The organism is Mesorhizobium sp. WSM3860 (assembly GCF_002294995.1).
Lineage (GTDB): Bacteria > Pseudomonadota > Alphaproteobacteria > Rhizobiales > Rhizobiaceae > Mesorhizobium.
In genome coordinates this window covers 99,562-122,493 of sequence record NZ_NSGF01000009.1, presented here as the reverse complement: position 1 = coordinate 122,493, position 22,932 = coordinate 99,562, and the positions used below count along the sequence as shown (strand labels likewise).

Genomic DNA, 22,932 nt, shown 5'->3' with positions numbered 1-22,932 from the left:
GCCGCTCAGCGATACCGCGCCTGGTTCCATTTGTGGCCGAGCAGCGACAGGATGATGATCAGCCCGTTGAAGAACTGGACGTAGAAGCCGCTCAAACCCGCCGCGACGACGCCGGTCTGGATGAACGACACGGTGACCGCGCCGATCGCGCCGCCGGCCACGGTACCGATGCCGCCCCAGGTCGGCGTGCCGCCGACGAACACCGACGCCAGCACCGGTAAGAGATAGCCGTCGCCTGCCGTCGGCCACCAGGTGAAGTTGATCATCACCGAGAAGGTGCCGGCGATCGCCGCCCCGATGCCGGTGAAGACGAACACCTTGACCCTGACGCGCTGGACGTCGATGCCCATCTGCTTGGCGCTGTCCGGGTTGTCGCCGACCACCTTCACCTGGGCGCCGAAGCGGTGGCGGTTGTAGAGCAGCGCCGAAAACACGACGAAGGCGATCGCCCAGAAGATTTGCACTGGGATGCCCCAGAGCTGGCTGGAGAAGATCGCGTAAGCCGAGCTGTCGGCCAGATTGGTCAGCGCCGTCGACTTGCCCTCGTTGATGATCTGGATCAGCCCGCGCAGCAGGAAGTTCATGCCGAGCGTGGCAATCAGCGACGACAGGCCGCCATAGACCACCAGCGATCCGACCAGGAAGCCAAGCAGCGTGCCCGTGAGAAGCGCGGCCGCAATGCCGAGGAAGGGATCGTAGCCGGCCTGCACAACGATCGCGAAGACCCATGAGGCGAACCCCATGGTCGCGGGAAACGACAGGTCGATCTCGCCGCAGGTGACGACGAAGACCAGCGGCACGACCACGAACAGCGCCACGGGAAGCGTCGTCAGCACCGAACTGTAAAGATACCAGGTGGTGAAGACGGTCGGGTTGGCGATCATGAAGATCGCCATCATGACGATGAACACGGCAAGTGTGCCGAGCGATGCGCGGTTGTCGAGGACGAAGCCGCGCAGCCAGTGATCGGAAGGATGGCTCCACTCCTTGCCTGATTCCTTGGCTGTCGGGCCGCTTGCCCTTCCCAGAGGCGTTTGCAGATCGGGTTCCATGGCTTTGCTCATCGCGCTCTCTGCTCCGCTCCGCCCGCCTCGTGCAGCCCCGGCAGGCCGCCGGGATGCGCGATCTCTTCCATGAAGTTGATGAGATCATCGGCCGACTTGATCTCGGTGCGGTCCGCCGTCAGCGCCACCTTGCCGCGGTCGAGCACCACGAAGCGGTCGGCGATGTCGAAGACATGATGGATGTTGTGGCCGATGAACAGGATCGACCGGCCGCTCGCCCGCACCTGGCGCACGAAATGGAACACCTTGGCGGTTTCGGTCAGCGACAGCGCCGTCGTCGGCTCGTCGAGGATGATCAGCTCCGCCTGCTTGTAGATGGCGCGCGCAATCGCCACGCCCTGACGCTCGCCGCCCGAAAGCTGGCCGACGATGGAGTGCGGCGTGAACACTTTCGAGGTGAAGCCGATCTCGCGCATCAGCCGGCTTGCTTCCTCGATCTCCTTGCCGACCTTCAGCCAGCCGAGAAAGCCGGTCAGCTCGCGGCCCATGAAGATGTTGCGCACGATCGTCTGCTGCACGGCGAGAGCCCGGTCCTGGAACACCGTCTCGATGCCGGCGTCGCGCGAGCGGGCCGCGCTCCATCCGGTGACCGGCTTGCCGCGCACGAGGATGTCGCCGCTGGTCGGCTTGACCACGCCGGACAGGATCTTGATCAGCGTCGACTTGCCGGCGCCGTTGTCGCCGATCAAGCCGACCACCTCGCCGCGATCGACGCTGAGGTTGACGCCGCCCAGCGCATAAACCTGGCCGTAGGATTTCTTGATGTCGCGCAGTTCGATGATGCGTTCGCCCATGCGATCCTCGCTTCCAACTGTGTATCTGCCGCTGCCGGCGATCCGGCCGGCCGGGCCCAACCCCGGCCGACCACCTGGGAGGTCAACGCAGCGCCTGCTTGGCCAGCTCGGCGACGATCTCGTAATTCTGCGGCGTGACGAAGCCGGCGCCGGTGTCGACATTCATCGGCGCAAGACCCAGCACAACTTGCTGGCACAGGCTCAAGATCGGCAGATAGCCCTGGAGGAAAGGCTGCTGGTCGGCCGTCAGCTGCACCCAGCCGCCCTTGAAAGCCTCGACGATCTGCGGGCTGGTATCGAAGCCGAAGTTGAAGATGTCGCCGGGCTTGCGCCCTGCCGCCTGCATGTAGGTGGCGACATTGCCGAGCATCTGTCCGCCGGGATAGCCGACCGCCTTGACGTCGGGGTGGTTGAGCAGCGCCGCCGTGATCACCGGAATGGCAAGGTTCGGATCGGACGCCCATTCGCCGCTCGGCGGCGAGGAGAGCTGGATCACCTCGACACCCGCCTCCTTCAGCGCCGCGACCGTGCCGCGCTCGCGCGCGCCGCGATTCTCGTTCTCGAACGGGCCGATCATGATCGCCTTGTCGCCGGCCTTGAGCTTGGCGAGCTTGAACGCCTCGGCGCCGAGCGCGCGGCCCTGCTCTTCCTGCTGCGCGCCGACATAGCCGCCGCCGAACGCCGCCACCACTTTCGGCACCGGCACGTTCTGGTACATCATCTTGATGCCATCCTTATGCGCCTGTTCGGCTAAAGGCATGATCGCGGCGTCGCCGGGATGGCCCATCATGGCAATGCCTTTGGGCTTGACCGCCACCGCTTCGCGCAGTTGCTGCACCATCTTTTCGACGTCCCAGCCGGAGAAGATGTAGTCGACCTTCGGTCCGAGATCGGCGGCCGCCTGCTTGGCGCCATTGTAGACGATGGTGCCGAAGGCGTCGCCCTCGGCGCCGCCGACGAAGAAGCGGATATGGACATCCTTGCACCATTGGGCATCAAGCGCCTGCGCCGGCAAGGTGGAGATCGAGGCGCAGAGCGCCGCGGCAGCCGCCACGACGGTCGAGCGCAGAACAGTCCTTCTCGTCATGATGCTCATGCACGTTCCTCCCTTTTGTCCCTCCCGACGGAGGGTTTCGACGATTGCTTCGGCCGTAGTCTTGGTGGCCGGCTCCTCCCGCCGGCCGGTCCTCACACCGGATTGGGCAGGTAGCTGGCTCCTCCCCTGCACTGCTTCAGATATTCGAGCGCCCGCACCTGACCGGTCATCTCGAGGTCGCCGCGATAGACCGGGTCGTGCCAGCCTTCGATGTCGATGGTGCCCTTGTAGCCCGCCAGCCGCAATTCGCTGATCACCCGCGTCCAGTCGCTGTCGCCGAAGCCGGGGCTGCGCATCTGCACGAATGGCAGCCGGCCGAACACGCCGTGCTCGCGGATCACGTCCCAGCGCACGGTCGCGTCCTTGCCGTGAACATGGAAGATGCGCGGCGCCCATTTGCGGATCTGCGGGATCGGGTCGATCAGATAGACGAGCTGGTGGCAGGGCTCCCATTCGAGGCCGAGATTGTCGTTTGGCAACTCGTTGAACATCAGCTCCCAGGCATCGGGATTGTGGGCGATGTTCCAATCGCCGCTCGCCCAGTTGCCGTCCATGGCGCAATTCTCGAAGGCGATGCGCACGCCCTTGTCGGCGGCGCGCCTGGCCAGCGACCCCCAGACCTCGCGGAAACCCGGCAGGCTGTCGGTCAGCGGTTTGCCGCGGATGCGGCCGGTGAACCCGCTAACCGTCGACGTGCCGAACAGATGCGCATTGTCGATGACGGTCTCCCAGGCGGCGAGCACGCCACGATCGACATCGCCGTTCTCCAGCGGATTGCCGAACACGCCGATCGACGACACGGTGACGTCGGCGTCACCGATCGCCTCGCTTATTTGACCGGCGAGCCGCGGCAGGTCCTTGCCGCCGAGCGTCTGCCAGAAGAAGGGCTGGATGCTCTCGAAGCCGAGCGGCAGGATCTGCTTTATGTAGGCGGCCGGATCGTCGAGATTGGCCCGCACCATGGTGCCGATCCTGATGTCGAGAAGCGGGTTGGGCATCATTGGGTTTCCTGTGCGATCGTCACGCGGCGGCCCGTCTCGGCGCTCTCGATCGCGGCGAAAACCATGGCCAGGCTCTTGATGTTGTCGCTGCCGCGCGTCTCCGGCTCGGTGCCGGTCTCGATCGCGCGCATGAAATCCTTGATGATGCCGAGATGACCGTCGACGCGGTCGGTGGGATCGAGGGCCGGCACTTCGATGGGCGCGGTCTTGTCGAACAGGCCCTCGCGGCCCGACACAACCACCTCCGCCTTCAGCGCATCGTGGCCGTCCCATGTGATGCTGCCGCGCTCGGCGACGATGCGCCATGCGCTTTCCCAGCTGGTGCGGAAGCCGTCGGCGCACCAGGAGCCGGCATAGGTGAACACCTTGCCGCCCAGATCGAACACGGCGCTGGCCGAAGATCCTTGCCGGTACCAGGAATTGGCCGGCTCCCATTCCTGGCAATAGACGCTGGCCGGCTCGCCGCCGACCATATAACGGGCGGCATCGAAAGTATGGATCGCCATGTCGAGCAGCAGCACATGGGCCATCTCTTCACGAAAGCCGCCGAAATGCGGCGCGACGAAGAAATCGGCATGGATGCTGGTCGGCCGACCGATCGCGCCGGATTCCAGGAAGCGCCTGATCCGCCGGACATTGGCGACATAGCGCCGATTTTGCACGACGGCATGGACGCGTCCTGCCCGGCGCGCCGCTTCGATGATGGCGCGCGCATTTTCTGGGCTGTCGGCGAGCGGCTTTTCGGTGAGCAGATGGCAATTATAGGCAAAGGCCGAAAGCGCGACCTCGCGCCGGGCGGCGGGGACCACCACATCGAACACGGCATCGGGCCGGGTCTGGTCGAGAACGGCATCGAGGCTGGTGCCGATGACGGCGCTTGAGAGCTCGTACTCAAGCGCCTTCGCCTTCGCCCGCTCGGCATCGAGGTCGACAAGGCCGACAATGGCAAGCCCGTCGATCCGCGTCGCGGCGTCGAGCCAGTGCCTGCTCATGGCTCCGCATCCGACCAGGACGACATTCATCATCCAGCGCTCCTCCCGACCGGTCCCTCCAGACCGGTCCCTCCAGACCGATCGCCACGGCATCCACGGCGTGACCGTAAACGTTTTCCCGTAAACGTTTACGACAACACACCCGATGCGATAGAATGTCAACCGGCTGCCTGCGAAAATCGTCCCGAAGCCTTGGCCTCAGCGGCAGCCGGTGCTAGCCAAGGCGGGGGAGAACTGTCTTTGGCGTCCAGCATCCACGACCTTGCACGTCACCTGAATATTTCGATCGGCACCGTCTCACGCGCATTGAACGGCCGCGCCGACGTCAATGCCGAGACACGCCAGCGCGTGCTCGACGCGGCCAGGAAGCTGAATTATTCGCCCAATCAGTCCGGCCGGAGCCTCAGGCAGGGCGCCACCCGTTCGATCGCCTTCATGCTTCAGCCGCATCCCGGCGACCAGCAATATGGCGAACCGTTCTTCATTCCGTTCCTGAGCGGCTTGCAGGAGAGGCTCGCGGAAAGCGATCTCGACCTGATCGTGGTCATGGGCGCGCCCGGCGACTATCAGCAGGAACGCCTGCGCCGCGTTGTCGAGACGCGCCGGGCCGACGCGGTCGTGCTGGCCTGGACGCGACGCGACGACGAGCGCATCGATTACCTGACCGAGAGAGGCTTTCCTTTCGCCACGCTCGGCCGCAGCCGCTCGGGCGGCAAGGCCTACCCCTCGCTTGACCTCGATTTCGAGAAAGCAGGCAGCGACGCCGTCGACCGGCTGGTCGCGCGCGGTCACCGCCGCATCGCCGCCATCCGGCCGTCGCTCAACCTCAATTTCGGCTATCTGTTCCTCGACGGATACCGCAAGGCCTTGCGGCGGCACGGCATCGAGGTGGATCCCGGACTAATTGCCGATGGCTTCATCAACGAGGCCGGCGGCTACCAGGTGACGCCGCGCGTGATGCTCTCCAAGGACCGGCCGACCGCGATCATCTTCAATAACGACGCCATGGCCCTCGGCGGCTGCAAGGCGCTGGCCGAAATGGGCATCAGGCCCGGTCACGACATGGCGGTGATCGTCATCGTCGACACCCCGCTCTGCCGCTATTTCTCGCCGGCGCTGACCGGCTTCCGCCCGGCGCTCGGTCCGATGGGCCGGCGTTTGGCCGAGATGCTGCTGGCCTCGCTTCCCGCCCATGCCGGTCCGGAGGGGCCACGCACCATCCGCGAAGTCTGGCCGCTGGAGCTCGTCGCGCGCGAGAGCGATTGAGGCACACCCCTTCCTTGCGTGTGGGAGACGGCAAGTACGCCACCCTGTCACGCAAGTATCATGTTCGCGCCCTAGACCCGATGTGACGCCATTCCGGCTCTGCTCGTCACGAGGGGAATATCCATGAAGCGCCTCAACCAAACCGTCGCGATTGGCGCGGCACTCGCCCTGTTCACCGTTTTCAGCCCTGCGCTCGCCGAGGGCGTCACCTATGCCAACAAGGGGCTTGTCGGGGTCGGCCGCATCCCCGCCAGCCAGAAGGACAAGTTCGGCGAGACCTTCGGTTCGGGCTCCGGCATGGCGATCGACACCAAGAGCTGGGCGCGTGACGGCGTCGGCTACAAAGGCTCGCTTTGGCTGCTGCCGGACCGCGGCTACAACGTCGCCGGCACCACCGACTACCGGCCTCGCTTGAACACCATTGCAATCGAGCTGACCCCGACCGCTCCGGGCGCCGCGCCCGCCGCCGGCCAGGAACAGTCGGGCGTCAAGGCGACGCTCGCCGACACCATGCTCTTGACCGACGACAAGAGCGCCGACGCAACCGGCCTCGACCCGCTCAACGGCGTGCGCCCCGCTGCCGGCGACATGCCGATCCTGCCGCAGGCCGACAATGGCAAGCTTTCGCTGGATGACGAGGCCATCGTGCGCCTGCCCGACGGCACAATGTTCATTTCCGACGAATATGGTCCCAACATCTATCGCTTTTCGTCCGATGGCCGCCTGATGTCGGCGACCCAGCCGCCGGCGGCTCTGGTGCCGATGCGCCATGGCAAGCCGAACTTCGCTTCCGACAATCCCGGCCCGGGTGCGGCCGAGCCCGATCCGAAGGATCCCGAGACCGGTCGCCAGAACAATCAGGGCCTCGAAGGCATGTCGATGACGCCGGACGGCAAGTTCCTGATCGCCGTGCTGCAGTCGGCGCCGCGCCAGGATGGCGGCGATTCCGGGTCGACCCGCATGAACACCCGCGCGCTGGTCTATGACGCCTCCGACCTCGCCCACCTCAAGCTGGCGCACGAATATGTCGTGCCGCTGCCGGTGTTCAAGGACGCCAAGGGCAAGACCAAGGTGGCCGCGCAGAGCGAGATCGTGGCGCTGTCGGACAAGAACTTTCTGATGCTGGCACGCGACAGCGGCAACGGCCAGGGGCTGAAGGACGCCGAGTCGGTCTACCGCAAGATCGAGATTGTCGACCTTTCCGCCGCCACCGATATCGCCAACGGCCCGTTCGACGCCGCCGACAAGCCGGTCGCGCCGAAGGGCGTGCTCGATCCGTCGGTGACGCCGGCCAAGCTCACCGCCTTCATCGACATCAACGACAAGGGCGAACTCGGCCGCTTCGGCCTGCACAACGGCGCGCCGAACGACAGGAACAACCTCTCGGAGAAGTGGGAGGCGATGTCGCTGGTGAGCGTGCTGGACCCGAAGCTGCCCGACGACTATTTCCTGTTCGTCGCCAACGACAACGATTTTCTCACCCAGGACGGCTTCCAGGTCGGTGCGCCGTACAAGGCCGAGGACGGCGCCGATGTCGACACCACCTTTCTGGTCTATCAGGTTACCCTGCCCGGCCTGTCGGGGAACAGTCTCGCCGCAAACTAGTTGCGCCTTGGGCGGATGCCCAGGCCTCCGGCGCAGCCCGAACGGACGCATAAAGCATCAGGCCTGCGATCGCGGGCCTGATTTATCTTCGGTGCCCGCCATGGAAGACAACACGCTCGCCGGCGGCGGACGGGCGACACCGTCCGGCTGCAGGCGAGCCGCCGGACACCGGCCTCGGCGTGCCGCGCCGGCGCACCAATCTTGCCGTCGAGACACCGAACGGGTGAATTTATCGCGCGTATTTGGCGCCGAACCCCAGCGCCACCAGCGAGAAGATCGTGATCATGCCGGCGAAGGCCAGGCTTGCCACGGCCGCGCTCGTCCAACTGGACAGCACGCCGATGCCGATGACCGGCAGCGCATTGCCGCAGAAGCAGCAGATGAAGAAGGCCGAGACCACTTCGGCGCGTCGGTCGCCCGGCGCGATCTGGTTCACCACCTGCAGGCCGCCGCGATAGCCGAGCGCCGCCGCCACGCCGCAGAACGCCGTGGCAACAATCATCATCGTCATGGAGGCGAAGGCCTGCGCCGCGACGATCAGCGCCACGGTCGGGATCATCAGAACTAGCGCGGCAAGCATCGTGAAGCGACTGGACAGGCGCGCCGTCGCCAGGATCGCCGCCGCTGCCACGATCGCCAGCTCGAAGAACAGCGCGCCGGCCTCGGCGTGGTTCGTCGCATGGAGCTCCTGTGCCAGAATGCTTGGCGCAAGCGCGGCATAGAAACCGACCAGTGCCATGGCGCCGAAGCCGGTAACCGCCGGCGCCACGAATTGCGGGCGAATTTTGTCGGGGACCGAAAGCCGCGGCCGCATCGAGACATCCGAAAGTCGTCCAGGCCTGGAAACTGTTTCTTGTGTACGCCAGATCAGCAGAGTGATCAGCGCAAGCAGGACCAGATAGACGGCGAATGTCAGCCTGAGCGGCCAAGGCGCGTATTGGGCGAGCAATCCCGATATCAGTGCGCCGACCCCGAGACCGACGAAATTGGTGCTGGTGGCGATGACAGCGGCGCGTGACTTGTCCTCGCCTTCGATCAGCTCAGCGAGCCAAGCGGTCCCGGTTCCCGCGCCGATCCCGATGCCGAGCCCGCTGAGGATGCGGGCGATGTCGAGCCACGCCAGGTTTTCAGCCAAGAGGAAAAGCAGCGCGCTGACCACGGCGACGCCCATCGCCGCCATGGCTGCCGGACGGCGACCGATGACATCCGACAATCGGCCGAAAAACAGAAGTGCGGCCAAATTTCCCACCACATAGACGGCATAGACCAATGTCAGGGTGATCTGCGAAAACCCGAAGGCCTGTTTGTAGATCACATAGAGTGGCGTCAGAGCCGTGCTGCCGGCAAACAGTGCAGCGATCATGGCGGCAACCGTGGCCCTTGCGACACCGCCGCCAAGTTCGTTGTCGCGCGTGATAGTTTGAGTGTAGCTGGCCATCGCGACCTCCGCTGGTTGCAAGCCCAACGTCCACGTAATTGCGGCTGTTCCGAATGCCGAACGCTCTCCTGACAATTATGGCAGTATGGCCTCGCGCGAAATCCTCCCGTAACGTTCGTCAAACGACGAGGGAAGAACCATGGGCAAGGGCCGGGTCGAAGCCTTCACCGATGGCGTTGTCGCCATCATCATCACGATCATGGTGCTGGAGTTGAAAGTGCCGCACGGCGAGGACCTTGCAGCGCTGGCTCCGCTATGGCCGATCTTCTTCTGCTATGTGTTGTCCTTCATCAATGTCGGCATCTACTGGAACAATCTGCACAACATGTTCCATACCGTGCAGCGCGTCGATGGCCGGGTGCTGTGGGCCAACCTCAACCTCCTGTTCTGGCTGTCGCTGATGCCGGTGACGACCGCCTTCATGGGCGAGAACCACTTCGCCCCGGTGCCGGTCGCCGTCTACGGCATCGACCTGGCGCTTTGCGCCATTGCCTATACCATCCTGGTCTTCAAGCTTCGCCACCTGCACGGTTCCGACACCACCTTCGCCAGAGCCGTGGGCCATGACCGCAAGGGCAAGATTTCGCTGGCGCTCTATATTGCCGCCGTGCTGCTGACCTTGCTCAGCCAGTGGATCAGCGTGGCGATCTACGTCCTGGTGGCGATCATCTGGTTTACGCCGGACAAGCGGTTCGAGCGGCTCGTGGAAAAATAGCGGGTTTTTACTGCCGCATCGCCTTCAGTTTTTCGGCCGCCGAGGCGGCAAGGTCGGCATAGCGCTCTTCCAGCCGCTCCGCGGCCTTGATGACGGGAAAGTCATGGCCGAACTTCTCCAGCGCCAGGCGCAGCTTCTCTGCGAAATCCGCCTGTTGCTCCAGTGCCGAGAACAGTGTCTTGACCTGCGTCTCGCTGATATCGGGGTTGGCGAGCATCTTCGGCACATCCCGGCCCATCTGCTCGCCGGTGGCGGTCTGCTCCTTCAGGATTCCGATCCAGTCGGTCAATGCCGAACTCCTTTTTTTGGCAGCATGCGCGGGGCAAGCTGCTGCGGTCAACCCATTGCCGCTATCGCGGTCAATCCATTGCCGCTATCGCGGTCAATCATTGCGGCGATCAAGGCTTGTCTCGGCCCTGACCGGCGTTAAGTTCGGCTCGACCCGGAACAAGGACATCAACCATGACCAGCGACGCCGAAATTCAGACCGCCCTGCCCGCTTTCACCTCCGGCAATGTCGCCGTCATCACCGGCGCCGCCAGCGGCATAGGCCTTGCCGCGGCGAAGCGCTTCGCGGCCATGGGCATGAAGACCGTGCTTGCAGACATAGGCGGCGTGCGCCTCGACCAGGCCCGGCAGGCGGTTGCCGCCATTGCCGGGGATGATGCCGTTCTCCCTATCACCACTGATGTCTCCAAAGCCGAGGAAGTCGACCGGCTCGCGGAACTCACCGACGGTGCATTCGGTGCGGTTTCGGTGCTGATGAACAATGCCGGCGTCGGCAACAATCCCGGCAAGCCGTGGGAAAACCGTGATGCCTGGAAGCGGCTTCTGGACATCAACTTCTGGGGCGTCGTGCATGGCGTCGAGGCCTTCGCGCCGCGCATGCTGGCAGCGGACAAGCCCGGCCTGATCATCAACACCGGATCCAAGCAAGGCATCACCACGCCGCCCGGCAATCTCGCCTACAACGTCTCCAAGGCGGGCGTGAAGACCTTCACCGAGGGCCTGGCGCATACGCTGCGCAACGAGCCTGGAGCAAAGGTTTCCGCGCATTTGCTGATCCCCGGCTTCACCTATACCGGCCTGACCGAGGGCGCGACGGAAAAGCCGGCCGGCGCCTGGACGGGCGAGCAGGTGATCGACTTCATGCTGGCATCGCTCAAGCAGGACGACTTCTACATCCTTTGCCCGGACAACGAGGTCGCTCGTCCCATGGATGAAAAGCGCATGGCTTGGGCGATCGGCGACATCATCGAAAACCGCCCCGCTTTGTCGCGCTGGCATCCGGATCACAAGGACGCTTTCGCCGCCTTTATGAACCGCTGACAGGCCGTTCAGGCGGCGCCTTCTTCTTGGTACCTGCCTTCCCTGGCACGGTTTTCTTTGCGGCCGCCTCAGCGATCTTGCGGTGGCGCCCGGAACCGTTTTTCATCGTCACAGCCTTTTTGACCGCTGTTTCGGCGATCTTGCGGTCGTGCCGTTTTGCCGCCGCTTCGCATTTGGCGCGGATCTCCTCGACCTCCGATTCCGTCAGATGCTCGATGCCGATGAAGTGGTTGTGGGCCTCGCTGACGCGAATCAACTCGTCGAGCTTGGTCTGGATTGCGGCGCCATCGCGGTTCTGCGTGTTCTGGATCAGGAACACCATCAGGAAGGTGATGATGGTGGTCCCCGTGTTGATCACCAGTTGCCAGGTATCCGAGAAGCCGAAAAACGGCCCGGTCGCCGCCCAGACCACTACGATCAGAACGCAGATGGCAAAAGTCAACGGCATACCGGCCAGGTGAGCCACCCAATTGGCAACCTTGGTGAAAAGCTTTTCGATCATCCAATCCTCACAAAGCGCAAGAGCGCGGCATTTCGAGAGAAACAAGGCGCCGGCTCTCCGGTTCCCGCCGGTCCAATTTTCCGCTTGCACGCGTCTGCAATCGCATACACGCGAAAGGCGCATGACGACGGAAAACCATACTATGTGTTGTTTTCTATAGTGCGGTGCAGGTCGAAAGCCTGCTCGTCCCGCCTCACGGCGGTTTACCTCCGGCCCCTTCCGCTGCGCCACCCCCGCATCGCGGAAGGGCGCCACTTCACGGGCGCTCAGGTCGCGGCGTTTTCCCAACGATCGAGGAAGACCTCGATGGGCAACGACTGCATGTCCGGGATCGCCTTGGCGAGCTTTTCCGGCGTCCAGTCCCACCAGGCGAGGTCTTCAATGCGCGCCGCGACGTCGGCGGCAAAGCGCTGACGCAAGGGTTTGGCCGGAACGCCGGCGACGATAGTGTAAGGCGGCACGTCGCGCGTCACCACCGCGTTGGCACCGATGACGGCACCATTGCCGATCGTGATGCCTGGCATGATGACGGCGCCATGGCCGATCCAGACATCGTGCCCGATGCTGACCGGCTCTGCCTGCCGCCGCTCTCGAAATGCCGCGTCGACGCCAAGCCAGCGGAAATATTCGTTTGGCCGGTAGCTCACCTTGTGCTGCGTCAACCGCTCGATCGGATGCTCGAGCGCGTTGATGCGGCTGTTGGCGGCGATGGAGCAGAACTTGCCGATCGTCGTGTAGATCGCTTCCGAATGACGCTCGAAATAGGAAAAATCGCCGACCGTCACGTCGCGGAGGATCACCCGCTCGCCGATCGATGCATAGCGGCCAAGCTTGCACCCCTTCAGCTCCGCGGTCGGATGAATGCGCGGCTCGGAATCCTTCGCGACGAGATGTTCAGGACGGTCCATAGCGCGGCTTTACGCCCGAGCGATTAGCCCCGCAAGCGGGACCAATCGTCCGCTTGGCCGATCGGAGCCTATTGCGGCTTGCCCTTGGTCCACACGACGTTCTGGCCATAGAGCGGCACGGTCGTCACCGACATCTTCGCCGAGCCGTTCTGCACCTGGCGCGAATGCGAGAGATAGATCAGCGTCTCGTTCTTCTTGTCGTAGATGCGGTTCACCACCTGTTTCTTCCAGATCAGGCTGAGGCCCTGCTTGAACACCTCTTCGCCGCCCTCGCTCATGTCGATGTCGCCGATGCTGATCGGCCCGGTCTGGCGGCATGAGATCGACGAGTCCGACGGGTCCTCGAACCAGTTGCCCTTGTGCAGGCGGTCGATGACGCTGCGATCGAAATAGGCGACGTGGCAGGTGACGCCGTCGACCTTCGGATCCTTGATCGCGTCGATCATGATGTCGTTGCCGACCCAGTCGACGCCGACCTTGCCGACCTCGTCCGCCACCGCGTTGCCGGCGCTGAGGGCCAGGCACGCGGCAATCAAGCCGATCAGTTTTCGCAAGGGAGCCTCCTCGGGGTTTGCTTTTAGCCGATGTCAGGTGGGATACGACCATGGCATTTGCAAGCCGTTCGGTGTTGCTAGCGGCGCCAGGCCTGGTGCAGGTCGCAGAGAGGCGGCAGGTCTCATGGTTGCGGCAACGCGACCTCTTTGCGCGCGCGCCGCCAAACCGTTAAGACTGTCGCCGAAACAGGCTCGCGCGGGATCCGCCGGGCCGCGACGATCACGACGGATTGTTTCTGATGATGCGCTCAATTCTGGTCGGCATTCTCGTCCTGATGGCGGCGGGCATCGGCTGGCTCACTTTCGACTGGTATCGCGGCCATTATGGCGGCCAGCCCTACGGCGCCCCGTTCACACTGATCGACCAGAAGAACGCGCCGATCACCGAGGCCGCGTTCCGGGGTCACCCAAGCGTCGTCTTCTTCGGCTTCACCCATTGTCCGGAAGTCTGCCCGACAACGCTGTTCGAAATGGCCGGCTGGCTGAAGACGATGGGCGACAGCGGCAAGAACCTCAACGCCTACTTCGTCACGGTCGACCCGGAGCGGGACACGCCGCAGATCATCAATTCCTACGTCGGCAACTTTTCCGACCGCATCACCGGCATCACCGGCGATCCGGACAAGGTGCATGCCATGGCCAAGGCCTTCGGCATCTATTGGAAGAAGGTCGACACCGGCGACGGCGATTACACGATGGACCACACGGCCTCCGTGCTGCTCCTCAACGCCAAGGGCGAGTTCGCCGGCACCATCGCCTATGGCGAAAGCGCCGACACGGCTGTTGCGAAGCTGAAGCGGCTCGCAGCAGGCGGCCAGGCGTGATCACGAACCGAAGGTTTGCGTAGCAAGAAGTGGAACCGGTTTCTCGGAAATGATCACGCTCAAACATGAGTCGCCCTGATGGGGCAGACCAGGTTCCATTTCACCGCGGGCAAGGCCGACGCCGACCGCATCTTCGCGGCTCTTGATGCCGCCTTCGAGGACGAAGGCCTGCCGCTTGCCGTGCTGGAGGTCGACGAGGCCAATGATATCCACGAATTGTCGCTCTATGCCGATGGCGATGTCGATGCCGTCGAAGCCCGGATCAACGGCATACTCGCGGACCTCGCCCTGCCGAAGCAGGTCGAGCGCGAGGCGCTCCCCGACATCGACTGGGTTGCGCGCTCGCTCGAAGGATTGAAGCCGGTCCGCGCCGGGCGTTTCTTTGTCCACGGCGCGCATGATCGCGACAAGCGCCGCAGCGGTGACCTCGCCATTGAGATCGAGGCGGGTCTTGCCTTCGGCACTGGCCATCACGGCACCACGGCCGGCTGCCTCGAAATACTGGAACAGGTGGTGCTGCGCGAACGCCCCGGCAACGCGCTCGACCTCGGCACCGGCAGTGCCGTGCTGGCGATAGCGCTGGCCAAGCTCGCGCACATCCCGGTGCTGGCAACCGACATCGATCCGGTGGCGGTCAGGGTTGCCGCGGCCAATGCGCGACTGAACCACGTGAAGGCACTTGTCGAGACGGTGACGGCGCCCGGCTTCCACCATCCGATCTTCGCCAGGCGCGCGCCCTTCGACCTGATCGTCGCCAATATACTGGCTCGGCCGCTGATGCGGTTGGCGCCCGAGATGGCCAGGCACATCAGGCTCGGCGGCTCGCTGGTGCTCTCCGGCATCCTCGACCGGCAGCGCGATGCGGTGATCTCGGCCTATGTCGGCCAGAGCTTCCGCCACGTCCGCACCTTGCACCGCGAGGGCTGGGTGACTATCCACCTCAAGCGCTGAAAATCGGACCGCTCAAAACTGGCCCTGTCGAAATCGATTCCGGTTTCGAAGACCTTGCGCTACGGTCGCCACTACAGCGCCGCGCGTCCCCTTGGGATGCGCAAAGGACGCTGTAGCACTTTGATTTCGCGCATGATCCTTTCCGAAAATCGATTCCGATTTTCGGGGTCATGCGCCGCCATTCGAGGAGATGCGGCACAATGTTCCAGACCTTTGATTCCGCCGGCGATCCGGCTGTCGGCAAGCCGCGCGTGGCGATGCTGCGCCAATGGCTGGCCGAGAACGGGCTGGACGGCTTCATGGTGCCGCGCGCCGACGAGCACCAGGGCGAATATGTCGCCGACCGCTCGGCCCGGCTGAAATGGCTGACCGGCTTTTCCGGCTCAGCCGGCATCGCCATCATCCTGCGCGACCGTGCCTTCATCTTCGTTGACGGCCGCTACATGCTTCAGGTGCGGGGCGAGGTCGATCTTTCGATCTTCACCGTCGAGAGCCTCATCGACAATCCGCCAGCCTCATGGATCAAGGACAATCTCGGCAGGGGAGCCAGCCTCGGCTTCGACCCGTGGCTGCACACGCTCAGTGAGATCAAGGCGTTGAAAGCGTCGGCCGAGCAGTCCGGCGCGACACTGGTGCCGCTCGACAAGAACCCGATCGATATCATCTGGGAAGATCAGCCCGAGCCGCCGCGGGCACCAGTGGAGCTCCACCCGATCGCCTTCGCCGGCGAGCTTGCCAAGGACAAGCTGGCGCGGCTGGCGGGCGCGATCGAAAAGGAGGGCGCGACGCACGCCGTGCTCACCGACCCCTCTTCAATAGCCTGGGCCTTCAACATTCGTGGCGGCGACGTGGCGCATACGCCGCTGGCGCTCGGCTTCGCCATTCTTGCTGCCGACGGCAATCACCAGCTCTTCATGGACGAGCGCAAATTTTCGCGCCAGGTCGCGGCCTATCTGACGCAGCTTGCCGATCTGCACGATCCGGGCGCGTTCGAGGCGGCCGTCGCGGAGCTTGCCAAGGGCGGCGCCAAAATCGCGCTTGATCCTGTGCTGGCGGCGGAAAAGCTCAAGATGCTGGTCGAGGGCAATGGCGGCACCGTTGTCTCTGCGCCAGATCCCGCCCGCATTCCGCGCGCCACCAAGAACCAGGCCGAGGTCGCCGGCAGCCGCGCCGCGCACCGCCGCGACGGCGCCGCGGTTGCGAAGCTGCTCTGCTGGCTGGATCGGCAGCAGCCGGACACGCTCGACGAAATCGACGTCGTGACCAAACTCGAAGAGGTGCGCCGGCAGACCGGCGAGGAAACGCAGATGCCGCTGCGCGACGTCGCCTTCGACACGATTTCCGGCGCCGGCCCGAACGGCGCCATCATGCATTACCGCGTCTCCCGCGCCACCAGCCGCAAGCTCCAAAGCGGCGAACTGTTCCTGCTCGATTCCGGCGGACAATACCAGGACGGCACCACCGACATCACCCGCACCGTGCCGATCGGCCAGCCGACCGCGGAGATGCGGGAGCGCTTCACGCTGGTGCTGAAGGGCATGATCGGCATCTCGACGCTGCGCTTTCCGGCCGGCACGCGCGGTTCGGAAATCGATGCCGTCGCCCGCGTGGCGCTGTGGAAGCATGGCTGCGACTTCGCCCACGGCACCGGCCATGGCGTCGGCTCTTACCTCGCCGTGCATGAGGGGCCGCAACGCATCGCCCGCACCGGCACCGAAAAACTGCTTGCCGGCATGATGCTGTCCAACGAGCCAGGCTACTACAAGGAAGGCTCCTACGGCATCCGCATCGAGAACCTGATCCTGGTCACGCCTGCCGAACAGGTCGACGGCGGCGACATCGCCATGCACGGCTTCGAGACGCTGACGCTGGCGCCGATCGACAAGCGCCTGATCCGCAGCGACCTGCTGACCCGCGACGAGCTGCACTGGCTCGACCAGTATCACGCGCGCGTTCTGGCCGAGATCGGTCCGATGGTGGACGGTGAGACGCTGGCCTGGCTGGAGAAAGCCACGGCGCCGCTGCCTCACGACGCCAAGATCTGATTTCTACCCGACGAACTGCCTGGCCAGAATCAGCACCGCGGCACCGGCCAGAAACATCGCCATCAGGCCGCCGCGCAGCGACATCAGCGCGGTGACGATCAGCGCTGCCCATTCGGCCGGTCCGGCGCCGAGCGCGGCAGGTGCCACAAGCGTCGTCAGCACAGCGGCCGGCACGGCGTTGAGGCCGGCCTCGACGCGCGGGTGGACGGTCTGGAAGCGCGAGATGACGAGATGGCCGCCGACGCGGGTGAGATAGGTGGCGACGGCGCCGGCGAGGATGATCCAGAAGGTCGTGCTCATGTGCGCTTCCCCACGCCGCTGTGATGCGGCGGCAGGATGACCGCCAGAAGCACGCCGGCAATGGCGCCGATCGAGACATGCCAGGGCGAGCCGACGGTCTGATAGGCGACGATCGAGGCGAACGCGCTGGCGACGACCACCGGCAGCCACAGCGGCCGCTTGCGGAAGCCGAGAACCAGGCCGAGGAAATAGATCGGCAGCAGGAAATCGATGCCAAGCGCATGGGTGTTCGGGATCATCTTGCCGAACACAGCGCCGAGCGCGCTTTCGGCCACCCAGAACACATAGACCGGCAGGCCGAGCCCCAGATACCAGACGAACCTGACCGATTGGCCGGAGGCCGCGCGCGCCTCGGCCACGGCATATTGCGGATCGGTCAGGATGAAATAGCCGAGCGCCTGCTGCAGCACCGGCCAATGCGCGATGCGCCGGCCGATGCCGGCGGAATAGAGCACGTGACGGAAATTCACCGCGAAGATCGAGAGCACGACCAGCCAGGGCGCGACGTGCTGGCCGAACAATTCGATGCCGACCATCTGGCTGGCGCCGCCGAAGATCAGCGCGCTCATGAGGAATGCTTCCAGAACCGAAAAGCCGTTGTCGACGGCTATCGCGCCGAACAGGATCGCGAACGGCGCGGAGGCGACGACGACCGGCATCGACAGCCGCACGCCGTCCCAGAAATCGCTCCTCGCACGGCTTTCGGAGATTGCTTCCGCCGTCATCCAACTGCTCCCTTGAGCGGCTTGATGTAGGGAGCGTCGCCCCGCTTGTCACACCAATTCGCTTGAGCCGACGATCAGCGGAACTGATTGCCGGGCGCTCGAGCGGCTCAGGCAGCCGTGCCTTGGATTGCCCTGCCCCAATCGAGCAGCGGCTTGGCGCGCAAGCTGAAGCCGACGAGATCGTCAACCAGCGCCGCCACGTGGATGGTTTCGGGATCAATATGATGCCGCACCACGAAATGGCGGTTGCGGACGGCTTGCGCGAGATCGGGTTCGCTGACGTCCTCGAAACCGCGCGGGGCGCGCTTCAGGCAATCTTCCCTGTCCAGCTCCAGTCCTGTTTGTTTCAGCGCTGAAACCATGGCGCGGAAGGCGGCCGGCTTCGTCACGATCGCCTTGCGCATCGCCTGCAGCAGTTCCGGTCCCGGTTGCCACCAGGCGACGCCGGCAAAGCAGCGCTCAAGCCCGATATGCACATAGAATACGCCCTGCTCCATCTTGGTGCCGTCGGGCGACAGGATTGCCGACAGATGCCGGTTGTAGGGGCGCTTGTCCTTGGAGAAGCGCACGTCGCGATTGATGCGGAACAGCGACTTCTTGCGGTCGCCGCGCAGGCCAAGCCCCGCCGCCGCGAAATGCTCGCTGAGCGACTCGACGAGATCGCAGAACGGCTCGTGCAGCTCACTCTCGTAGAGGCCGCGGTTTTCCTGGAACCATTCGCGGCTCTGGTGGAAGTCGAGCGCCTTGAGGAACGGAATGGCCTTCTCGCCAAAACCCTTGAACGCTCCGGCCATCAGCCGCCCCTGCCGATGCGCTGCAGCCAGGTGTCCTCGTCGATCACCTCGATGCCGAGATCGCTCGCAGCCTTGAGCTTGGAGCCGGCGCCCGGACCCGCCACCACCAGATCGGTCTTGGCCGAAACCGAGCCGGCGACCTTCGCCCCCAGGCGCTCTGCCATCGCCTTGGCCTCGGAGCGCGTCATCTTTTCCAGCGTGCCGGTGAACACCACCGTCTTGCCGGAAACTTCGCTGCCGGCCGAGATCTCGACCACATAGGGCTTGGGATGGACTTGCGCGAGCAGCGCATCGAGCACGTCGTCATTGCGCTCATTGCCGAAGAAGTCGCGCAAGGCGTTGATCACGGTGTCGCCGATGCCGTTGATCGACGGGAACACGTCATGCGGATCCTCCGCCTTCGCCGTCTCCTTGCCGACGCGGATCAGTTCCTCGATGGTCGAGAACTGGCGGGCAAGCACCGCCGCCGTCGTCTCGCCGATATGGCGGATGCCAAGCGCGAAGATGAAGCGGTCGAGCTCCGGCTCGCGGCGCGCGTCGATGGCCGCAAACAGCTTGTCGAGGCCTTCGTAGTTGCGCTCTTCGACGCTGCGCACATTCTTGCGCGTCCTGCCCGATGCGGCCTCGCGCAGTCTCGCCTGCTCCTCGCGCCGCCCCGCCAGCGCCTTGGTGACGGCCGGCCGGCGGTCCTTCAGCGTGAAGATGTCGGCGGCGGTCTTGACCAGCCCGGCATTGAAGAAGAGGTCGATGTTTTCGGCGCCGAGGCCCTCGATATCGAGCGCACCGCGCGACACGAAGTGGCGCAGCCCCTCCACCGCCTGCGCTGCGCAGATCAGCTCGCCGGTGCAGCGGCGCCGCGAATCCTCCTTGCCGGTCTTCTCATTGATCTCGCGCGTCGCCGGCGAGCCGCAGACCGGGCAGATGTGCGGGAACTCATATGGCACCGCATCGGCCGGCCGCTTGTCAATGACGACCCTGACGATCTGCGGGATGACGTCCCCTGCCCGCTGGATCACCACCGTGTCGCCGATGCGAACGTCGATGCCGTCGCGGATCGGCTGCCCGTTGCTGTCAAAACCCTTGATGTAATCTTCATTGTGCAGCGTGACGTTTTCCACCACCACGCCGCCGACCGTCACCGGCGCCAGCCGTGCCACAGGCGCCAGCGTGCCGGTGCGGCCGACCTGGATGTCGATCTTCTCGACCGTCGTCATCGCCTGTTCGGCCGGGAATTTGTGGGCGACTGCCCAGCGCGGCTCGCCGGTCACAAAACCCCAGCGGCGCTGCAGCTCGAGCTGGTCGACCTTGTAGACAACGCCGTCGATGTCGTAGCCGAGCGAAGAACGCTGCTCCTCTATCCGATGGTAGTGCGCGATGAGTTCGTCGATCGACTTCGCCCGCACCATCAGCGGACTGACCTTGAACCCCCATTCCTTGAATTTTTGCACGGAATCGTACTGGGTCGGAGCGGGATCCGCCGTCGTGTAGCCCCAGGCATAGGCGAAGAATTTCAGATTGCGGCTGGCGGTGACGGCTGGATCCTTCTGGCGCAGCGACCCGGCGGCCGTGTTGCGCGGATTGACATAATCCTGTCCGCCGATCGCCGCCGAGCGCCGCTTCAACGCCTCGAACTCCGCGTAGGTCATGTAGACCTCGCCGCGGATTTCGATGACCTCCGGCCAGCCCGAGCCCTGCAACTTCTTCGGGATGTCGGCGATGGTCTTGAGATTGGCGGTGATGTCCTCGCCGACCGCGCCGTCGCCGCGTGTCGCGCCCTGCACGAAGATGCCGTTCTCATAGCGCAGCGATGCCGACAGCCCGTCGATCTTCGGCTCCGCCGTGAAGGCGATGCCGAGGTCCTTGTCGCGGTCGAAGAAGCGCCGCCCACGCTCGATGAAATCGGCGACGTCCTGGTCGGTATAGGCCTTGGCGAGGCTCAGCATCGGCACAGCGTGGCGCACCTTGGCAAAGCCTTCCGCCGGCGGCGCGCCGACCCGGCGCGACGGCGAGTCCTCGCGAACGAGATCGGGAAAGCGCCCCTCGATGGCAAGGTTGCGCAGTGCCAATGCGTCGTATTCGGCGTCCGAGATCGTCGGCGCATCCTCGGTATGGTAGCGCCGGTCGTGCTCGGCGATCTCTGCCGCCAGCCGCTTCAGCTCCTCCGCGGCCTCGCTTTGGCTCAGCGAATCGACTGGTTTTTCCGACATGAAGCGCGGTCCTCGAATTGTGGCGGGCCACTATAAATCAGGATTCGCCGGCAGGGAGTCGGCTTGCGCAAAAATCATTGCTGAACAGCAGCATGCAGCCATCTGCTGACTCAGGGTTCTAGCCGGAGAAATCAAGAAGCCTAGGCGGCCGCCGTGTTCTCGCGCAGCAACCGTTCAGCGGCGGCGCGCGCTTCATCGGTGATCGTGGCGCCGGCCAGCATGCGCGCGATCTCTTCCTGGCGCGCTGCGCGGTCCATTTCGGCAATGCCGGTGGCGACACGGTCCTTGCCGCCGGACTTCGAGATCAGGAAATGCGTGGCGGCGCGCGCCGCCACTTGCGGCGCATGCGTGACCGAGAGCACCTGCACCCGCTTCGACAGCCTCGCCAGCCGCTGGCCGATGGCGTCGGCCACCGCGCCGCCGACGCCGGTGTCGATCTCGTCGAAGACCAGGGTCGGCGCCGAGCCGCGGTCGGCAAGCGCCACCTTCAGCGCCAGAAGGAAGCGCGACAGCTCGCCGCCGGACGCAACCTTCATCATCGGCCCGGGCCGTGTGCCCGGATTGGTGCGCACCCAGAACCCGACCTGGTCGATGCCCTCTTCCATGCGGCTCTCGGCATCGCTCACCATCTCGACGATGAACTCCGCCCGCTCGAGCTTGAGGGCCGGCAGTTCGGCCATCACCGCCTTGGTGAGGCCCGCCGCCGCCGCATGGCGCAGCGAAGAGAGCTGCGCCGCGGCGATGTCGTAAGCTTCGCGCGCGGCGGCGGCCTGTTTCTCCAGCCCGTGCAGCCGTTCCTCGCCCGCATCGAGATCGGCAAGGTCGGCCGCCGCCGTGTCGCGCAGTTGCGCCAGATCGTCGACCGCAACATTGTGCTTGCGCGAGGCCGCCCGCAGCGAGAACAGCCGCTCTTCCGCCTTCTCCAGGCGCTGCGGATCGTATTCGGTGGCGCGTAGGGCTGTCTGGACCCCGGACTGCGCCGCGTCGAGCGAGATCATTGCCTCGTCCAGCGATTTCACCACATCGTCGAGCAGGCCAGGCACCTCACCCGATTTGCGCTGCAGTCGCCTGAGCAGGCTGGCGAGCTGCGGCAGGGGCGAAGACGGCCCCGACAGCACGTCCTGCGCATCGTGGATCTCGGACGCGATCTTTTCGGCGCGCATCATCTGCGCGCGCAATTCGGCAAGCTCGGTCTCTTCGCCCGGCTGCGGATCGAGCTTTGCCAGCTCGGCGACGGAGGCCCTGAGATAATCGGCCTCGCGCGCCGCCGCCTCGACCTTGGCGCGGTGCCGCGAAAGCTCCTGCTCGCAGTTCCGCCAATAGCGCCAGGCTTCGCCCGTGCCGCGCACGGCGCCGAGATGGCCGCCGAAACTGTCCAGCAATTCGCGGTGGGCGCCGGGATCAACGAGCGCGCGCTCGTCATGCTGGCCGTGGATCTCGACCAGCGCACGGCCGACGTCGCGCATCAAAGTAACGCTGGATGGCTGATCATTGACGAAAACGCGGGTACGTCCGTCGGCAGTCTGCACGCGGCGCAGGATGATGTCGCCATCATGCTCGATGTCGTTGCCGGCAAGCAGCGCGCGCGCCGGGTGGTTGCGCGGCACGTCGAACACGGCGATGACCTGGCCCTGCGCCGCGCCATGGCGGACAAGCGAAGCGTCGCCGCGCGCGCCAAGCGCCAGCGACAACGCGTCGAGCAGGATGGATTTGCCGGCGCCGGTCTCGCCGGTCAGCACCGAAAGTCCAGGCAAGAAGTCGATGTCCAGCTTCTCGATCAGGACGATATCGCGGATCGACAGTCTGGACAGCATCAGAAGTG

General features: G+C 64.8%; 22 protein-coding genes. 7 read left to right on the top strand and 15 right to left on the bottom strand.

Annotation, left to right across the window (positions count from 1 at the left end; all coding sequences use genetic code 11):
- Positions 1-5 precede the first annotated feature (5 nt).
- The 5 genes from CK220_RS16430 to CK220_RS16410 all read right to left on the bottom strand — a co-directional run bounded on the left by CK220_RS16430 (position 6) and on the right by CK220_RS16410 (position 4,980).
- On the bottom strand, positions 6-1,064 hold the full coding sequence (locus CK220_RS16430) for an ABC transporter permease (protein WP_095812541.1): 1,059 nt from the start codon (positions 1,062-1,064) through the stop codon (positions 6-8).
- On the bottom strand, positions 1,061-1,858 hold the full coding sequence (locus CK220_RS16425) for an ATP-binding cassette domain-containing protein (protein WP_095812652.1): 798 nt from the start codon (positions 1,856-1,858) through the stop codon (positions 1,061-1,063). Before CK220_RS16425 ends, CK220_RS16430 begins: the two co-directional genes overlap by 4 nt.
- An 82-nt stretch (positions 1,859-1,940) precedes the next feature.
- Complete coding sequence (locus CK220_RS16420) at positions 1,941-2,954, bottom strand: substrate-binding domain-containing protein (protein WP_095812540.1); 1,014 nt, start codon at positions 2,952-2,954, stop codon at positions 1,941-1,943.
- A gap of 92 nt (positions 2,955-3,046) precedes the next feature.
- Positions 3,047-3,955 carry a sugar phosphate isomerase/epimerase gene (locus CK220_RS16415; RefSeq protein WP_095812539.1) on the bottom strand — a complete coding sequence of 303 codons (909 nt, stop codon included), beginning with the start codon at positions 3,953-3,955 and terminating at the stop codon, positions 3,047-3,049.
- Positions 3,952-4,980, bottom strand: coding sequence for a Gfo/Idh/MocA family oxidoreductase (locus CK220_RS16410; protein ID WP_095812538.1), 1,029 nt, complete (start codon positions 4,978-4,980; stop codon positions 3,952-3,954). Before CK220_RS16410 ends, CK220_RS16415 begins: the two co-directional genes overlap by 4 nt.
- Before the next feature lie 207 nt (positions 4,981-5,187).
- On the opposite strand from CK220_RS16410, the gene CK220_RS16405 reads away from it, so the two are divergent.
- Both CK220_RS16405 and CK220_RS16400 read left to right on the top strand, forming a co-directional pair.
- Entirely contained in the window at positions 5,188-6,213 is a 1,026-nt protein-coding gene (locus CK220_RS16405; protein WP_095812537.1) for a LacI family DNA-binding transcriptional regulator, read from the top strand.
- A 123-nt stretch (positions 6,214-6,336) separates the two neighbouring features.
- Positions 6,337-7,818 (top strand): esterase-like activity of phytase family protein, encoded by a 1,482-nt coding sequence (locus CK220_RS16400; protein ID WP_095812536.1) that lies wholly within the window; start codon positions 6,337-6,339, stop codon positions 7,816-7,818.
- A gap of 229 nt (positions 7,819-8,047) precedes the next feature.
- Here the strand turns inward: CK220_RS16400 and CK220_RS16395 are convergent, their stop codons facing one another.
- Complete coding sequence (locus CK220_RS16395; RefSeq protein ID WP_095812535.1) at positions 8,048-9,256, bottom strand: MFS transporter; 1,209 nt, start codon at positions 9,254-9,256, stop codon at positions 8,048-8,050.
- 139 nt (positions 9,257-9,395) lie between these two features.
- Between CK220_RS16395 and CK220_RS16390 the strand changes: the two genes are divergently transcribed.
- Positions 9,396-9,971 (top strand): TMEM175 family protein, encoded by a 576-nt coding sequence (locus tag CK220_RS16390; RefSeq protein WP_095812534.1) that lies wholly within the window; start codon positions 9,396-9,398, stop codon positions 9,969-9,971.
- A gap of 7 nt (positions 9,972-9,978) precedes the next feature.
- Here the strand turns inward: CK220_RS16390 and CK220_RS16385 are convergent, their stop codons facing one another.
- Positions 9,979-10,260, bottom strand: coding sequence for a hypothetical protein (locus tag CK220_RS16385; RefSeq protein WP_095812533.1), 282 nt, complete (start codon positions 10,258-10,260; stop codon positions 9,979-9,981).
- A gap of 173 nt (positions 10,261-10,433) precedes the next feature.
- On the opposite strand from CK220_RS16385, the gene CK220_RS16380 reads away from it, so the two are divergent.
- Entirely contained in the window at positions 10,434-11,300 is an 867-nt protein-coding gene (locus CK220_RS16380) for an SDR family NAD(P)-dependent oxidoreductase (protein ID WP_095812532.1), read from the top strand.
- Here the strand turns inward: CK220_RS16380 and CK220_RS16375 are convergent.
- From CK220_RS16375 to CK220_RS16365, 3 genes are all read right to left on the bottom strand, one after another.
- On the bottom strand, positions 11,287-11,802 hold the full coding sequence (locus CK220_RS16375) for a low affinity iron permease family protein (protein WP_176479111.1): 516 nt from the start codon (positions 11,800-11,802) through the stop codon (positions 11,287-11,289). The genes CK220_RS16380 and CK220_RS16375 overlap by 14 nt on opposite strands.
- A gap of 266 nt (positions 11,803-12,068) precedes the next feature.
- Positions 12,069-12,710, bottom strand: a complete 642-nt coding sequence (locus tag CK220_RS16370) for a DapH/DapD/GlmU-related protein (RefSeq protein WP_095812531.1) — start codon at positions 12,708-12,710, stop codon at positions 12,069-12,071.
- Between the two features lie 68 nt (positions 12,711-12,778).
- Positions 12,779-13,264: a CreA family protein gene (locus CK220_RS16365; protein ID WP_095812530.1), complete on the bottom strand. Its 486-nt coding sequence runs from the start codon at positions 13,262-13,264 to the stop codon at positions 12,779-12,781.
- 239 nt (positions 13,265-13,503) lie between these two features.
- Here CK220_RS16365 and CK220_RS16360 point away from each other — a divergent pair, with 239 nt between their 5' ends.
- The 3 genes from CK220_RS16360 (at position 13,504) to CK220_RS16350 (ending at position 17,084) form a co-directional block, all read left to right on the top strand.
- Positions 13,504-14,088 (top strand): SCO family protein, encoded by a 585-nt coding sequence (locus tag CK220_RS16360; RefSeq protein WP_095812529.1) that lies wholly within the window; start codon positions 13,504-13,506, stop codon positions 14,086-14,088.
- Positions 14,089-14,166: 78 nt separating this feature from the next.
- Positions 14,167-15,039: a 50S ribosomal protein L11 methyltransferase gene (locus tag CK220_RS16355; RefSeq protein WP_095812528.1), complete on the top strand. Its 873-nt coding sequence runs from the start codon at positions 14,167-14,169 to the stop codon at positions 15,037-15,039.
- Positions 15,040-15,239: 200 nt separating this feature from the next.
- Positions 15,240-17,084: an aminopeptidase P family protein gene (locus CK220_RS16350; protein ID WP_095812527.1), complete on the top strand. Its 1,845-nt coding sequence runs from the start codon at positions 15,240-15,242 to the stop codon at positions 17,082-17,084.
- 3 nt (positions 17,085-17,087) lie between these two features.
- On the opposite strand, the gene CK220_RS16345 is transcribed toward CK220_RS16350, so the two are convergent.
- The 5 genes from CK220_RS16345 to recN form a co-directional block, all read right to left on the bottom strand.
- The gene (locus CK220_RS16345; RefSeq protein WP_095812526.1) at positions 17,088-17,384 is read right to left on the bottom strand and encodes an AzlD family protein; all 297 of its coding nucleotides are present in this window, start codon (positions 17,382-17,384) and stop codon (positions 17,088-17,090) included.
- On the bottom strand, positions 17,381-18,109 hold the full coding sequence (locus tag CK220_RS16340) for an AzlC family ABC transporter permease (protein ID WP_095812525.1): 729 nt from the start codon (positions 18,107-18,109) through the stop codon (positions 17,381-17,383). The genes CK220_RS16345 and CK220_RS16340 overlap by 4 nt, the downstream gene beginning before the upstream one ends.
- Before the next feature lie 107 nt (positions 18,110-18,216).
- Positions 18,217-18,903 carry a TIGR02453 family protein gene (locus CK220_RS16335; RefSeq protein ID WP_095812524.1) on the bottom strand — a complete coding sequence of 229 codons (687 nt, stop codon included), beginning with the start codon at positions 18,901-18,903 and terminating at the stop codon, positions 18,217-18,219.
- On the bottom strand, positions 18,903-21,110 hold the full coding sequence (gene ligA, locus CK220_RS16330; protein ID WP_095812523.1) for an NAD-dependent DNA ligase LigA: 2,208 nt from the start codon (positions 21,108-21,110) through the stop codon (positions 18,903-18,905). Before ligA ends, CK220_RS16335 begins: the two co-directional genes overlap by 1 nt.
- Positions 21,111-21,250: 140 nt before the next feature.
- Positions 21,251-22,924, bottom strand: a complete 1,674-nt coding sequence (gene recN / locus CK220_RS16325) for a DNA repair protein RecN (RefSeq protein WP_095812522.1) — start codon at positions 22,922-22,924, stop codon at positions 21,251-21,253.
- Positions 22,925-22,932: the final 8 nt, after the last annotated feature.

Coding starts and splice junctions, on each gene's coding strand:
- CK220_RS16430 (WP_095812541.1), bottom strand. CDS start 1,064: ATGAGCAAAGCCATGGAACCCGATCTGCAAACGCCTCTGGGAAGGGCA.
- CK220_RS16425 (WP_095812652.1), bottom strand. CDS start 1,858: ATGGGCGAACGCATCATCGAACTGCGCGACATCAAGAAATCCTACGGC.
- CK220_RS16420 (WP_095812540.1), bottom strand. CDS start 2,954: ATGAGCATCATGACGAGAAGGACTGTTCTGCGCTCGACCGTCGTGGCG.
- CK220_RS16415 (WP_095812539.1), bottom strand. CDS start 3,955: ATGATGCCCAACCCGCTTCTCGACATCAGGATCGGCACCATGGTGCGG.
- CK220_RS16410 (WP_095812538.1), bottom strand. CDS start 4,980: ATGATGAATGTCGTCCTGGTCGGATGCGGAGCCATGAGCAGGCACTGG.
- CK220_RS16400 (WP_095812536.1), top strand. CDS start 6,337: ATGAAGCGCCTCAACCAAACCGTCGCGATTGGCGCGGCACTCGCCCTG.
- CK220_RS16395 (WP_095812535.1), bottom strand. CDS start 9,256: ATGGCCAGCTACACTCAAACTATCACGCGCGACAACGAACTTGGCGGC.
- CK220_RS16390 (WP_095812534.1), top strand. CDS start 9,396: ATGGGCAAGGGCCGGGTCGAAGCCTTCACCGATGGCGTTGTCGCCATC.
- CK220_RS16380 (WP_095812532.1), top strand. CDS start 10,434: ATGACCAGCGACGCCGAAATTCAGACCGCCCTGCCCGCTTTCACCTCC.
- CK220_RS16375 (WP_176479111.1), bottom strand. CDS start 11,802: ATGATCGAAAAGCTTTTCACCAAGGTTGCCAATTGGGTGGCTCACCTG.
- CK220_RS16370 (WP_095812531.1), bottom strand. CDS start 12,710: ATGGACCGTCCTGAACATCTCGTCGCGAAGGATTCCGAGCCGCGCATT.
- CK220_RS16360 (WP_095812529.1), top strand. CDS start 13,504: ATGATGCGCTCAATTCTGGTCGGCATTCTCGTCCTGATGGCGGCGGGC.
- CK220_RS16355 (WP_095812528.1), top strand. CDS start 14,167: ATGGGGCAGACCAGGTTCCATTTCACCGCGGGCAAGGCCGACGCCGAC.
- CK220_RS16350 (WP_095812527.1), top strand. CDS start 15,240: ATGTTCCAGACCTTTGATTCCGCCGGCGATCCGGCTGTCGGCAAGCCG.
- CK220_RS16345 (WP_095812526.1), bottom strand. CDS start 17,384: ATGAGCACGACCTTCTGGATCATCCTCGCCGGCGCCGTCGCCACCTAT.
- CK220_RS16340 (WP_095812525.1), bottom strand. CDS start 18,109: ATGACGGCGGAAGCAATCTCCGAAAGCCGTGCGAGGAGCGATTTCTGG.
- CK220_RS16335 (WP_095812524.1), bottom strand. CDS start 18,903: ATGGCCGGAGCGTTCAAGGGTTTTGGCGAGAAGGCCATTCCGTTCCTC.
- ligA (WP_095812523.1), bottom strand. CDS start 21,110: ATGTCGGAAAAACCAGTCGATTCGCTGAGCCAAAGCGAGGCCGCGGAG.
- recN (WP_095812522.1), bottom strand. CDS start 22,924: ATGCTGTCCAGACTGTCGATCCGCGATATCGTCCTGATCGAGAAGCTG.